We start from the raw sequence: 11,764 nt of genomic DNA, 5'->3' as shown, positions 1-11,764 counted from the left end.
AGATGCCCACTACGCTGATCGAGCCGGCTGCGAGCTCCGGTCTGCGTTAGTCAGATTCCGTCCGGCGCCCGTCCGTGTCGACCCGCCATACGCGGGCCGTGGTCGGCGGGTCAGCGACCCAACGTGCGCCGTCAGCGCCTGCCCGATGTCAGGCGAGGCGTTTCCGAAAAATGAGGAGTATTCCGATGCGAAGAGCTGCAGCACTATTCGCGGCCTTGATGGTCGTTTCGCTTTCCGGGTGGGGAGCATCCATGAAGAGTATCGGCAAGGATGCGGTTAACGTCCGAAAGGCGCCGAAGCTCGACAGCGAGGTTTTGTACGAAACCCACATTGGTTACCCGATTGAGATCGACAAGACTCAAGGGGACTGGGTGCGTTTCAAGGACTGGCAGGGGACGGTGGGCTGGGTCCACAAACCACTGGTCAGTGATGTCAGGACAGCCGTCGTCGTGGGCGATGACGTGAACGTCCGCAAGGGGCCAGGCTCCGAGCATGCCGTCGTGAAGAAGGTCACCAAGGGCGAGGTCTACAAGGTCGCCGGGCGCAAGGGTGAGTGGGTCAAGATCGCGTACTACATGGAAGGCGAAGAGATTGGGTGGGTACGTAAGGACATGCTGTGGGGCTCACAGTAGGTGACCGGCCCGGTTTTCCACAGCGGTGGTCGAACCGCGGTGAGGGGGCGCGATCCGACGGCTTCGGCCAGCCTCCCGGGAAAACGTCGATCACGCCTCAGGGCGCCTCGCGCAGCTGGATACGGCCATCGCGTACCCGCACGCTGAAGCAATCAAGATTCTCATAGGCCGGCGGTTTCATTACCTTTCCGGTCTTGAGGCAGAAGCGGGCGCCATGCCGCGGGCAGATGATCTGGTGCCCCTCGATTCGGCCGCTGGCGATTTCGGCATCGTCGTGCGTGCACCGATCCTCGATCGCGTAGTAGTCGCCGTCGATCTGGAAAATCGCCACGGCAATGCCGTCGAAATCGACCACGCAGGGTAACCCCGGTTCCACGTCGCCAACGCTGGCAACATCGATCCAATCCTCCATCTCGGCAGTCCTTATTCGGTGCTGACGGTCGTCGCGTCGTCGGCCAGCGCGGCCTCCAGCGAGTGCCAGGCCAGGGTCGCGCATTTGACTCGAGCCGGGTAGGCGCGTACCCCGGCCAATACGGCGAGCTTGCCAAGATCTTCCAGCTTTACGTCGTCATCCTGGCCCGTCGTGATGCGATGGAAGGTTGCGAACAACTCATGTGCCTGCTGTTCGGTCAGCCCGCGCACGACCTCCGTCATGATGGAGGCGGAGGCCGTCGATATAGCACAGCCCTGTCCCTGGAAGCTGACATCTTCAATGACCCCGTCACGGAGCTTCAGGTAGAGCGTGATGCGATCGCCGCACAAGGGGTTGAAGCCGTCGATCTTGCGGGTGGCATCGTCGATGACCCGGAAGTTGCGCGGGTTGCGATTGTGATCGAATACCACTTCCTGGTAGAGATCACGGATCTGATCGAGCATTACGCGAAAACCTCGATAACTTGTTGGATGCCGTCCATCAGCGCGTCGACTTCCTGCACGGTGTTGTAAAGCGCGAACGAAGCCCGCACCGTGGCCGGCACGCCGAAGAAATCCATGACGGGCATCGCGCAATGGTGGCCGGCACGAATGGCTATTCCGAGCTGGTCGAGCAGGGTCCCGACGTCATGCGGATGCACCCTATCCAGCGTGAACGACAGAATCGCGCCCTTGTCGTGTGCGGTACCGATCACCGTCAGCCCCGGAATATGCATCGCCCGCTCCGTGGCATAGCTCAGCAACCGATGCTCGTGCTCGGCGACGGCTGTCATGCCGATTTCCTGCAGATAGTCAATCGCCGTGCCTAGCGCGATGGCGTCGGCAATGGCCGGCGTACCGGCCTCGAACTTGTAGGGCAGTTCGTTGTACTCGGTCTTTTCGAACGTGACTTGCCGGATCATGTCGCCGCCGCCCTGATAAGGCGGCATCGCCTTCAGCAGGGCCTCCTTGCCGTACAGGACGCCGATGCCGGACGGACCGTAGAGCTTGTGGCCAGAGAACGCAAAGAAATCGCAATCGAGCGCCTGGACGTCGATGGGCAAATGCGGGGCCGATTGCGCGCCGTCAACCATGACCGGGATGCCGCGGCGATGGGCGCTGGTGATGATCGTCTCGATCGGGTTCACCGTGCCCAGCGCGTTCGACATGTGGACCACCGACACCAGACGTGTCCGGTCGTTCAGCAGGCGCTCCAAAGCCTCCATGTCCAGTTCACCGCGTCGGTCGATCGGTACGACCTGCAACGTGGCGCCGGTCTGCGCGCAGAGCATCTGCCAAGGCACGATGTTGGAGTGGTGCTCCATGGCGGTGATCAGGATCTCGTCGCCGGCGCCGATGTTCGCGCGACCGTAGGTCTGGGCGACGAGGTTGATCGCCTCGGTCGTGCCGCGGACGAACACGATCTCGCGCGCCTTGGCGGCATTGATGAAGCCCCGGACCTTTTCCCGCGCACCCTCGAACAAATCCGTCGAGCGCTGGCTCAGGGTGTGCACGCCGCGATGCACGTTGGAGTAGTGCCGCTGATAGACTTCGCTGATCGCATCGATCACGGCCCGTGGCTTGTGCGTCGTCGCGGCATTGTCGAGATAGACCAGCGGCTTGCCATGGATGGTTTCCGCGAGGATCGGGAAATCCGCCCGAATGCGGGCGACGTCGAAGTGATCCGGGTCCGCGACCGGGCGCGGACGCTGTGCGAGGGCAATGCTCATAGCCAATCCTTCCTGATTCCAGCCTCCGGGAACAGCGCCAGCAGGGCATCCTGGGCGATGTCGCGAAAACCTGCCAACAATATCCCGTCAACCAGGGTGTTGGCGAACGCGAATGTCAGCATGTTGCGCGCCGATACCGGGTCGACGCCGCGCGACTCCAGATAGAAGATCGATTCCGGGTCGAGCTGCCCGACCGCGACGCCATGGGCGCACTTGACGTCGTCCGCATGGATTTCGAGCTGCGGCTTGGTGTCGATCTCGGCTTCGTCCGACAGCAGCAGGTTGCGGTTATTCATTTGCGCGTCGGTCTTCTGTGCCTGCGGTTCCACGACGATACGACCCTGGAACACGCCTCGCGAGCGGTCAGACAGCACGCCGCGGTAGTTCTCGCGGCTGGTGCCATGGGCGCCTCGATGGCGGACCCGCGTGTGGCTGTCGACGTGACGGCGGCCCTGGCCGACGAACAATCCATCGAGCGCGCATTGGCCGCTTTCCGCGAGGTCGACGTGAATCTCGTTGCGGACGAGCAGGCCGCCCAGGCTCAGATTCGTATGGGTGAAGTGGCCGGCAGTGCCGACATCGACATAGAACCCGCCGAAGCGGAAGGCACGTTCGCTGGCGCCGTGCAGCAGGTAGCCGTCTAGCTGCGCCCTTTCGCGGATGACCGCCTCGGTGATCGATACCGCCAACGAGCCCGCGGACTCCATCGAGAGATGGGTTTCGACGAGCGCCGCCTGTGCCCCGCATTCCAGGATGACCAGGTTGCGGAGATTGGTTGCAGCTTCGGGCTGGGACGCAACATGGATGATCTGCACCGGCCGGGACAGCACCGTGTCCGCCGGGACATGCAGCAGTACGCCATCCGTGAAGAACGCGGTATTGAACGAGACGAAGCCGTGGCGCGACGTCTGACCCACGACGCGCCCGAATTCCGCCTCGACCGCGGCCGGCGGATTGGCGAGTGCCGCTGACATCGCCTGCACGGTAACGTCTTCCGGCAAGTCATGGATGTCGGACAAGCGTGCCGAGAAACGTCCATCGACGAAGACCAGCGACCACGCGTCGGTCAGGCGGTAGCGGTTCAACCAGTCGGCATCGGCAGCAGCGTCCCCGGAGGTGATCAGCGGCTTGAACCGCTTCTTCTCGATGGCCGATACGTTCGTATATCGCCAATCCTCGTCGCGGGGCGACGGAAATCCCTGCTGGTCGAACTGGGCCAGCGCGATCCGGCGTGCGTGGTTGACCCAAGCGCTGCCGGCGCCCGGCAGCTGTTCGCCCAGGGCGTTGAAATGTTCGCAGTAATCGGGGTTCGGGCCGGGACTCATCTCAGGCCACCGCTGCCATTTCTTGTTCGATCCACCCATAACCTTTCTTCTCGAGTTCGAGCGCAAGGCTGGCGTCTCCGGATTTGACGATCCGGCCCTGGGCCAGCACATGGACAAAGTCGGGCTTGATGTAGTCGAGCAGCCGCTGGTAGTGGGTCACCAGGATGAACGAGCGCTCCGCGGTGCGCAGCGCATTGACGCCATCCGCTACGACCTTAAGTGCATCGATATCGAGTCCGGAATCGGTTTCGTCGAGGATGCACAGTTTGGGTTCCAGGATCGCCATCTGCAGTATTTCGTTGCGCTTCTTCTCGCCGCCCGAGAAGCCCTCGTTGACGCCTCGGTACAGGAACTGCTCGTCGAGGTCGAGGCTGCGGATCTTTTCCTTGACCAGACGCAGGAAGTCCATCGCATCGACTTCACTCTCGCCACGATGTTTGCGTTGCGCGTTCAATGCCGCTTTCAGCAGATAGATGTTGCTGACGCCTGGAATCTCGACCGGATACTGGAAGGCCAGAAACACGCCTTCGCGGGCGCGTTCCTCGGGTGCCATGTCGAGCAGATTCTGCCCCCGATAGGTCACCGTGCCGCCGGTAACTTCGTACCCGCTGCGGCCGGCCAGCACATGGGACAGCGTACTCTTGCCCGAGCCGTTCGGACCCATGATGGCGTGGACCTCACCCGGCCTGACCTGCAGATTGATCCCTTGCAGGATCGGCTTGTCTTCGACGCGGGCGTGTAAGTTTTCGATGTCGAGCATCATGACCATGATCTGAATGAAGAAACCTATATGAAACAGGGTTTTGCTGTCAGCCAACGCTGCCTTCGAGGCTGATGCCCAGTAACGCCTGGGCCTCGACGGCGAACTCCATCGGGAGTTCACGAAAGACCTCCTTGCAGAAGCCGTTGACGATCATCGATACGGCGTCTTCGGCGGAGAGCCCGCGTTGCTGGCAGAAAAACAGCTGGTCGTCGCTGATTTTCGAGGTCGTCGCCTCGTGCTCGAGCGTGGCCGACGGCTGCTTGACCTCGATATAGGGGAAGGTATGCGCACCGCACCGGTCACCGATTAGCAGCGAGTCGCACTGCGTGTAGTTGCGTGCGCCCTCGGCGCTCTTCAGCACCTTGACCAGCCCTCGGTAGCTGTTCTGGGCGCGTCCGGCCGAGATGCCCTTAGAAACGATCGTGCTGCGCGTATTCTTCCCGATGTGGATCATCTTCGTGCCGGTGTCGGCCTGTTGGCGGTGATTGGTTACCGCGACCGAATAGAACTCGCCAACCGAATCGTCTCCGCGTAACACGCAGCTTGGGTACTTCCACGTGATCGCCGAGCCGGTCTCGACCTGGGTCCACGAGATCTTCGACCGCGCTCCGCGGCACTCGCCGCGCTTGGTCACGAAGTTGTAGATGCCGCCGCGGCCTTCTTCGTCGCCGGGGTACCAGTTCTGGACCGTAGAGTATTTGATTTCGGCGCCCTCCATCGCGATCAGTTCGACGACAGCGGCGTGCAGCTGATTCTCGTCTCGCATCGGTGCGGTGCAGCCCTCAAGGTAGCTGACGTGGCTGCCCTCGTCGGCGATGATCAGCGTGCGCTCGAACTGGCCCGTCTTCGCCGCATTGATCCGGAAGTAGGTCGACAACTCCATCGGACAGCGGACGCCCTTTGGGACATAGACGAAGGAGCCGTCCGAAAACACGGCCGAGTTCAGCGCCGCGAAGAAGTTGTCTCCGGCCGGCACCACAGTGCCCAGATATTGCTGAACCAGTTCGGGATGTTTTTCCAGGGCTTCCGACATCGAACAGAAAATCACGCCGGCGTCGGCCAGCTTGTCCTTGAAAGTCGTCGCCACTGAGACGCTGTCGAACACCGCATCGACTGCAACGCCGGCCAGCCGTTCCTGCTCGTACAGCGGAATGCCGAGCTTCTTGTAGGTTTCCAGCAGCTTCGGATCGACTTCGTCGAGACTCTTGGGGCGGTCGCCGCTCTTGGGAGCCGAGTAATAGCTGATGCCCTGGTAATCGACCGGTTCATAGTCGACGTAGGCCCATTTCGGTTCCGTCATCGTCAACCAGTGGCGATAAGCCTCCAGCCGCCATTCGAGCATGAAACTCGGCTCGTTCTTCTTGGCCGAGATGACGCGAATCACGTCTTCGTTGAGACCCGGAGGCAGCGTGTCGGATTCAAGATCGGTGACGAAGCCCGGCTTGTATTCTTGTCGAATCAGGTGATCGAGTTTTTCAGCGGTGACGGACATGGCGGCGCTCCGCAGGTTAACGGGGGGTGTGCTGTAGGGTAGTCAGATGAATCACGGATTCTTCGACCACCGGGTGCTGCGGCTTGACCATATCGGTCAGCGTGACGGATTCCAGCGCTGTTCGCACAGCACGGTTGATCACGTTCCAGTTGCCGCGGATATGGCAGGAATGCGACTGCTGGCAGGAATCCTGTGCCACGCCGCACTCCGTGATCGCAATCGGTCCTTCGAGGGCGTCGATGATACTGGCGACAGAGGTGTCCTCGGGTGGCCGCGACAGCCGGTAACCTCCCTTGACGCCGCGCATGGACGAGACGATTTGGGCCCGGGTCAGGCTCTTCAGCAACTTGGACACGGTCGGCGCGGTGATGCCGGTCCGCTCGGCGACTTCGGCGGCGGCAAAGGTGCGGCCGCTCTCCCGGGCCATCAGGCTCAGGACGACGATGGCATAGTCGGTCATCTTGCTGATTCTGAGCATTGCGCTGGCTCGCTGTGAATTTAGGACTATTTTAGTCCTAGATAGAATCCCAAGTAAAGCGCTCTGAAACCGCCCTTTTTAGGTGCATGCCAGCCGTCCCGATCGGCGATTTGCGGACCCGGTATAATTGGCGGAAATCGACCTCCTCATTTAGCGCCATGACCCCGGATCCCGCGCCGACGATCAGACATCCCTCCATCGGCCCGGGCCGCAGCTTGCTCCTGCTGCTGACCCTGTCATCGGCCTATGTCCACGGACAGGTGGAGCCACCGGCAGCAGCGCCACCGGACACAGCGCCGATCGAAGCCCCGCTGATTCATCCCGATGCCGTAGCGATACGTCATGTGCTCGACTCACGCGAGCATCCGCGACTCAAGTGGTCGGTCATCGCAGATGTCCGTGAAGTCCTGGATGCTTTCTACCGGTCTCGCGGCGACCGGCCGGTCTGGATACGGGACCAGACGGCGCCCCAGGTGCCGGCCATTGTGGCCAGCCTTGCCGATGCCGAGGCGCAGGGTCTGAATCCTGCGGACTACGATGCCGGCCCACTGGCGCAATGGTTGCCTAGAGTGTCCGAGACGGCCGATCCCGCGGAGCGGGCGCTGTTCGACACCGCGCTGACGATCGCGGTGATGCGCTATGCGAACAGCCTGCACCGCGGTCGCGTGTCGCCCGGGGCGGTCGGCTTCAGGCTGGACCCCGGTCCTGACACCTCGATTGAGGTCCTCGCTGCGCTCCAGCAACTTGCCGCTGGGGCCGAGCCCGCCGCCATTTTCCAGTCGCTGGAGCCCCGATCCGTGCTGTATGGCCAACTCAAGGCTGGTTTGCGGGCGCTGCGGACGGCGCCCCAGAGCACCGTCGATCGGCGGCTGACCTTGCCTTCCAAGCTGACCCCGGGTGATCGCAACGCCGAGGTGCCGAAGCTGCGGGCTGTCCTGACGGCATCCGGCGAGGCTCCCGCTGAGCCTGCGGCCCCAGAGAACCGTGATCTCTACGACCCGGCGCTGGTCGAGGCCGTCAAGCGTTTCCAGGCGCGCCATGGCCTCGAACCCGACGGTGTCGTCGGCCGAGGGACTGTCGAGCGGCTGCAAGTGACCGACGCTGACCGGATCATGCAGATCCGGCTGGCCATGGAGCGCCAGCGCTGGCTGCCGGTGCAGCCGGCGGGGCGCCATCTGCTCGTCAATGTTCCGGCCTTTCAGTTGTTCGGATTCGCGGACGGTTCTGGCAGCCGGTCGCCCGATTTCGCAATGAAGGTCATTGTCGGGCAGGCTATCGATGGCCGGCAGACCCCGCTGTTCGCTGCGGAAATGACCTATCTGGTGTTCCGTCCCCACTGGAATCTCCCCTACAAGATTGCGACCAAGGAGATGTTGCCGGGGGCGATGCGCAACCCGGGCTATCTGAGCCGTCACAACATCGAAATCGTGTCGGGGTATGGCGGCAATGCGGCCGTTTACGCGCCGACGCGCCAGAATCTCCAGCGGGTGTCCAGCGGGGCGCTGAAGTTGCGCCAGAAGCCGGGACCCAGGAACGCACTCGGCTTGGTCAAGTTTGCGTTTCCGAACGATGATTCGGTGTATCTGCACAGCACGCCGAACCCGGGTCTGTTCACTCGAGCCCGCCGCGACTTCAGCCACGGCTGCATAAGGGTGGCAGACCCGGTCGCGCTCGCAGAATGGGTGCTGCGGAATGACGCCGCCTGGAACCGGGAGCGGATCGTGCAGGCGATGCACGGCGACAAACCGCGTACGGTGACGTTGTCGCCGACGCTGCCGGTCACCATCTTCTATTCCACGGTATGGGCTGACGAGAGTGGTGCGCTGATATTCTATCCGGACCTGTACGGACACGATGCCACCTTGCGGGCGCGACTGGAGGAAGGTTTTTCCCCAATGCCCGCCGGGCCTGCGGATAGCGTCGGTCAGCCCGGCTTCTCGAAGACCAACAGCTGATAGCGCAGAAGGCCTGTACGGCTGACTGCCTCGGCGAACAGCGTTTCCGCCACCGCCGAGAGTCGGCGTGCCTGGATCACCCCTGCTAGCGTACGCAGGAAGCGGTAGGTGGGCAGCGTGTTGACCGTGATGTCCTTTTCGGCTCCGATGCGGAAACCGATATCGTTGGCCAGGCGTCGATAATCCTCCAGCGTGTAGGTGAAGTCACAATCGCCGTAGAAACCCGTCGAAGCCGGGCGGAGCGCGATCAGCGCGGTTGCCGGACGCAGCGGGGCGGTCGGGACGAAGTCGGACAAGGCCAGCCGGCCGCCGGGCGCGAGGGTGCGAAAAGCTTCCTGGAAGAAGGCTCGGCGGTCAGGGAAATGAAAGATGCACTCGACTGCCAGAATCCGGTCGAAGCACGCGTCCGAGTAGGGCAGCCGACACGCGTCGCCCTGGACGAAAGGAATGCGCGCTGCGGCATCCGTTTGGTTGTCGCGTGCGCGCAGCAGTTGCTGCCGGTCGATGTTGAGCCCGGTGAGTCGCATATCGCGGTGACGCTCGCTGATCAGCCGCAGGGTGCCGCCAAAACCACAGCCCGCATCCAGAATGCGCTGGCCATCGTCGAGTTCCGCCAGCCGGCACAATTCGCGGCTCAGCGCATCGGCCGCGCGCTCGAATTCTCCGGCGCCGGTGCCCGCACGTGCCGGATCGGGCCAATACCCCCAATGGACATGGCGTCCGAAGGCTGACCTGACGGCGGGTTCTTCCGCCTCCAGCAGACGCTCGAGTTCCGCGAAGTAGGGCAGGGGGCGCAGGGGGCGTCGCTGGATCATGGCTAGGTCAGGAAAGCGGTATGTCGGTGGTGTCGGCGATATGGCGCGGCAGCGGGCCCGATCCGAGGTGCCTTGCGGCCGTTTGCCGGACCCCCTCGGCCGGCGCGGGCTGGAGCCCAAGGATTGAGACCATCCCCCATTGAGCATACACTGCGCGCAGCTTTTCGTCCGACCCGTGGCGCGTCCCGTGCCGCATCGCAACTTCGAGGCCCCTGGCGGTGTGATGCAAACCCCCGATCGACGCCGTGACTCCACAGAGCGCCATGTAGTGCGACGAGGCCGGGTCTGGGGTGGCCAGCTGTGATGCGCCTGCTGCACGTGAGTTTCGTTGGGTCTGTGCTCTGGACCAGCACGGGCGTCGCATGAAGCAATGCCATCAGGTCACACCTGGCGATTCCCAACACCGTGCGGAAGAGCGGGTTCTCCCGGATGATGGGCGCGGGTCTTCGCCGATGGCGGGCGCAGGGGTCACACTCGGCGGTTTGGCATGGCCCTTCGTGCTGTGGGCCCTAATCTGGGGCGCGCTGTTTTGGAAACTCGACGTGTTCCTTTCCGGTTTCCACTTGATCGACGATCACCGCCTGATCGACATCCATGGTCAGTTGTCCGCACGCGACGGCAATGTGGGCCAGGTGTTGGGCGAGTGGTTTCGTACGGATCTCGCCGAACGACGCTTCCGGCCGCTGTATTATGCGAGCAGGGTCGTGCGGGTGGAATGGCTGGGGTTGTACTGGCCGGCCTGGGTCGCCTACAACCTCGGCCTGGCGACGATGACCAGCGGCTTGCTGACGGTTTTCGGGCTGCTCTTGGGTTTTTCGTCGATTTCCTCGCTGACCTTCGCGGCGCTCACCGTGTTCGGCCCGCCGTCGACGGTCTGGTGGCGGCTGGGGACACCCGAGACCGAGGCCACAGCCCTGGCCGCCCTGGCTCTGTGCCTGTTTGCGTGGGCAGCCCGGAAGCCCGGGCCGGGCCGTTGGCCCGATGTGTTCGGCGTCGCCGCCGCCGTGCTGGCTTCCCTCACCAAGGAAGGCATGATCCTGTTCCTTCCCGCGCTCGCAGCGATGCGCGTCTGGCTTTCGTGCCGGCTCCTCGGGCGCTCGGTGCCGGCGGCTCTGCGCGACTCCTTGCCGGTTTTCGCGGTACTTGGCATCGTAGCGAGCGCCGAATTGACCGGGTTGCTATGGCTCGTGGGGAGCCGTGGGACGGGGTACGCGGGCGTCGACGCTGAGACATTCCGACTGGCCAGCATACTGCCGGCCGCCCTCGCGCTCGCCCGGATCGGCCAGCTCTGGGTCCCGGCCGCTGCGAGTGTCTTCGCGTTCGGCGTCGGATTCTGGCCTCGCCGTCATCGGGTTCCCGTGCCAGTGAATGGCCTCTGGCTCGGCTGGGCCGTGTTTCTGATCGGAGCCATTCCCCAGGTGTTGCTGTATGCGAAATCGGGTTGGGCTGATCACTACTGGAACCCGATCTTGATGCTGGCTGCGTTTATCGCTGTTCTGGCGGTCGAGTCGTTGCGACCAGCTTACGTCCTGCTCTACGTGGTCGGCATCGCTCTGCTGATCCAACCGCTTAACGGGCGGTTGCGCTGGACTCGCGAGCATCTCGCGGAGTACGGCAGAGACGGAGCGGCGCTGGGCGAGTTGCTGGCTGCCGCCCGCCACTGCGCCGGCATTCAACGCCCGGTGATATTGGTCGCCAACCCCCGTGCGCATTATGAAGAGGCCATCTCGCTCCGGACCCATTTGAGACGGGACCCGGAGACCGGTTTGGTCTATCTGGCGTCGATCGGGGGCGATAATGCCGACATTCCGTCGACTGCCTTCGCAGCACAAGAACGGAAGCGCGCGTTTCTGGATCCGGCCGTGCTGGGAGGGCACTATTTCCAGGGCCTGACGCTCGGCCGTCTCACAGCCGAACAGCGGCATGCGGTCGGTGCCGTCGTGTTGCTGGAACCGCAGGAATCCCGTGCCAGTTTCCGCGATGCCACTGCGACGTGGCTGGACATCGGTGCCTGGACATCCCGCACTTTTTCAATCGCTGCTGTCCCGATGGAACTGCTGTGTGCCGGTCGTTGATATTTGCAGCCTTTGGTCTGCCTGCGACCCGGGTTCCGTTGCAGTCGATACGGTCCGCGGCAGGGACAGCCGTGGGCGGGCCCTTCAC

The 11,764-nt window shown here is 63.2% G+C and carries 11 protein-coding genes; 3 read left to right on the top strand and 8 right to left on the bottom strand.

Annotation, left to right across the window (positions count from 1 at the left end; translation table 11 throughout):
* The first annotated feature begins 185 nt into the window (after window positions 1-185).
* Window positions 186-632, top strand: coding sequence for an SH3 domain-containing protein (locus ACW73L_RS03020; RefSeq protein ID WP_498919898.1), 447 nt, complete (start codon window positions 186-188; stop codon window positions 630-632).
* A 97-nt stretch (window positions 633-729) separates the two neighbouring features.
* Here the strand turns inward: ACW73L_RS03020 and ACW73L_RS03015 are convergent, their stop codons facing one another.
* Genes ACW73L_RS03015 through ACW73L_RS02985 form a run of 7 tightly spaced genes read right to left on the bottom strand, consistent with a single transcriptional unit; the run spans window position 730 to window position 6,831 of the window.
* The gene (locus ACW73L_RS03015) at window positions 730-1,044 is read right to left on the bottom strand and encodes a non-heme iron oxygenase ferredoxin subunit (RefSeq protein WP_498919896.1); all 315 of its coding nucleotides are present in this window, start codon (window positions 1,042-1,044) and stop codon (window positions 730-732) included.
* Between the two features lie 11 nt (window positions 1,045-1,055).
* Window positions 1,056-1,508, bottom strand: coding sequence for a Fe-S cluster assembly sulfur transfer protein SufU (gene sufU / locus ACW73L_RS03010; protein ID WP_498919895.1), 453 nt, complete (start codon window positions 1,506-1,508; stop codon window positions 1,056-1,058).
* Entirely contained in the window at window positions 1,508-2,773 is a 1,266-nt protein-coding gene (locus ACW73L_RS03005; RefSeq protein WP_498919894.1) for a SufS family cysteine desulfurase, read from the bottom strand. The genes sufU and ACW73L_RS03005 overlap by 1 nt, the downstream gene beginning before the upstream one ends.
* Window positions 2,770-4,098, bottom strand: a complete 1,329-nt coding sequence (gene sufD, locus ACW73L_RS03000) for a Fe-S cluster assembly protein SufD (protein WP_498919893.1) — start codon at window positions 4,096-4,098, stop codon at window positions 2,770-2,772. Before sufD ends, ACW73L_RS03005 begins: the two co-directional genes overlap by 4 nt.
* 1 nt (window position 4,099) lies before the next feature.
* A complete protein-coding gene (gene sufC, locus ACW73L_RS02995) occupies window positions 4,100-4,858 on the bottom strand; it encodes a Fe-S cluster assembly ATPase SufC (protein WP_498920224.1) in 759 nt (252 codons plus the stop codon).
* A gap of 49 nt (window positions 4,859-4,907) precedes the next feature.
* Window positions 4,908-6,353, bottom strand: a complete 1,446-nt coding sequence (gene sufB / locus ACW73L_RS02990) for a Fe-S cluster assembly protein SufB (RefSeq protein ID WP_139556864.1) — start codon at window positions 6,351-6,353, stop codon at window positions 4,908-4,910.
* A gap of 16 nt (window positions 6,354-6,369) precedes the next feature.
* Window positions 6,370-6,831 carry an SUF system Fe-S cluster assembly regulator gene (locus tag ACW73L_RS02985; RefSeq protein WP_129884775.1) on the bottom strand — a complete coding sequence of 154 codons (462 nt, stop codon included), beginning with the start codon at window positions 6,829-6,831 and terminating at the stop codon, window positions 6,370-6,372.
* A gap of 158 nt (window positions 6,832-6,989) precedes the next feature.
* Between ACW73L_RS02985 and ACW73L_RS02980 the strand changes: the two genes are divergently transcribed.
* Complete coding sequence (locus tag ACW73L_RS02980; protein ID WP_498919891.1) at window positions 6,990-8,786, top strand: L,D-transpeptidase family protein; 1,797 nt, start codon at window positions 6,990-6,992, stop codon at window positions 8,784-8,786.
* Here the strand turns inward: ACW73L_RS02980 and ACW73L_RS02975 are convergent.
* Complete coding sequence (locus tag ACW73L_RS02975) at window positions 8,756-9,601, bottom strand: class I SAM-dependent methyltransferase (RefSeq protein ID WP_498919889.1); 846 nt, start codon at window positions 9,599-9,601, stop codon at window positions 8,756-8,758. The genes ACW73L_RS02980 and ACW73L_RS02975 overlap by 31 nt on opposite strands.
* Window positions 9,602-9,963: 362 nt before the next feature.
* On the opposite strand from ACW73L_RS02975, the gene ACW73L_RS02970 reads away from it, so the two are divergent.
* Window positions 9,964-11,676: a hypothetical protein gene (locus ACW73L_RS02970; protein ID WP_498919887.1), complete on the top strand. Its 1,713-nt coding sequence runs from the start codon at window positions 9,964-9,966 to the stop codon at window positions 11,674-11,676.
* Window positions 11,677-11,764 lie beyond the last annotated feature (88 nt).

The sequence above is a fragment of the Methylolobus aquaticus genome (assembly GCF_054172105.1).
This window is presented reverse-complemented; position numbering and strand designations above follow the sequence as displayed.

Bases quoted from the DNA above. Each gene is read 5' to 3' on its own strand.
- ACW73L_RS03020 (WP_498919898.1), top strand. From the start codon at position 186: ATGCGAAGAGCTGCAGCACTATTCGCGGCCTTGATGGTCGTTTCGCTT.
- ACW73L_RS03015 (WP_498919896.1), bottom strand. From the start codon at position 1,044: ATGGAGGATTGGATCGATGTTGCCAGCGTTGGCGACGTGGAACCGGGG.
- sufU (WP_498919895.1), bottom strand. From the start codon at position 1,508: ATGCTCGATCAGATCCGTGATCTCTACCAGGAAGTGGTATTCGATCAC.
- ACW73L_RS03005 (WP_498919894.1), bottom strand. From the start codon at position 2,773: ATGAGCATTGCCCTCGCACAGCGTCCGCGCCCGGTCGCGGACCCGGAT.
- sufD (WP_498919893.1), bottom strand. From the start codon at position 4,098: ATGAGTCCCGGCCCGAACCCCGATTACTGCGAACATTTCAACGCCCTG.
- sufC (WP_498920224.1), bottom strand. From the start codon at position 4,858: ATGCTCGACATCGAAAACTTACACGCCCGCGTCGAAGACAAGCCGATC.
- sufB (WP_139556864.1), bottom strand. From the start codon at position 6,353: ATGTCCGTCACCGCTGAAAAACTCGATCACCTGATTCGACAAGAATAC.
- ACW73L_RS02985 (WP_129884775.1), bottom strand. From the start codon at position 6,831: ATGCTCAGAATCAGCAAGATGACCGACTATGCCATCGTCGTCCTGAGC.
- ACW73L_RS02980 (WP_498919891.1), top strand. From the start codon at position 6,990: ATGACCCCGGATCCCGCGCCGACGATCAGACATCCCTCCATCGGCCCG.
- ACW73L_RS02975 (WP_498919889.1), bottom strand. From the start codon at position 9,601: ATGATCCAGCGACGCCCCCTGCGCCCCCTGCCCTACTTCGCGGAACTC.
- ACW73L_RS02970 (WP_498919887.1), top strand. From the start codon at position 9,964: ATGAAGCAATGCCATCAGGTCACACCTGGCGATTCCCAACACCGTGCG.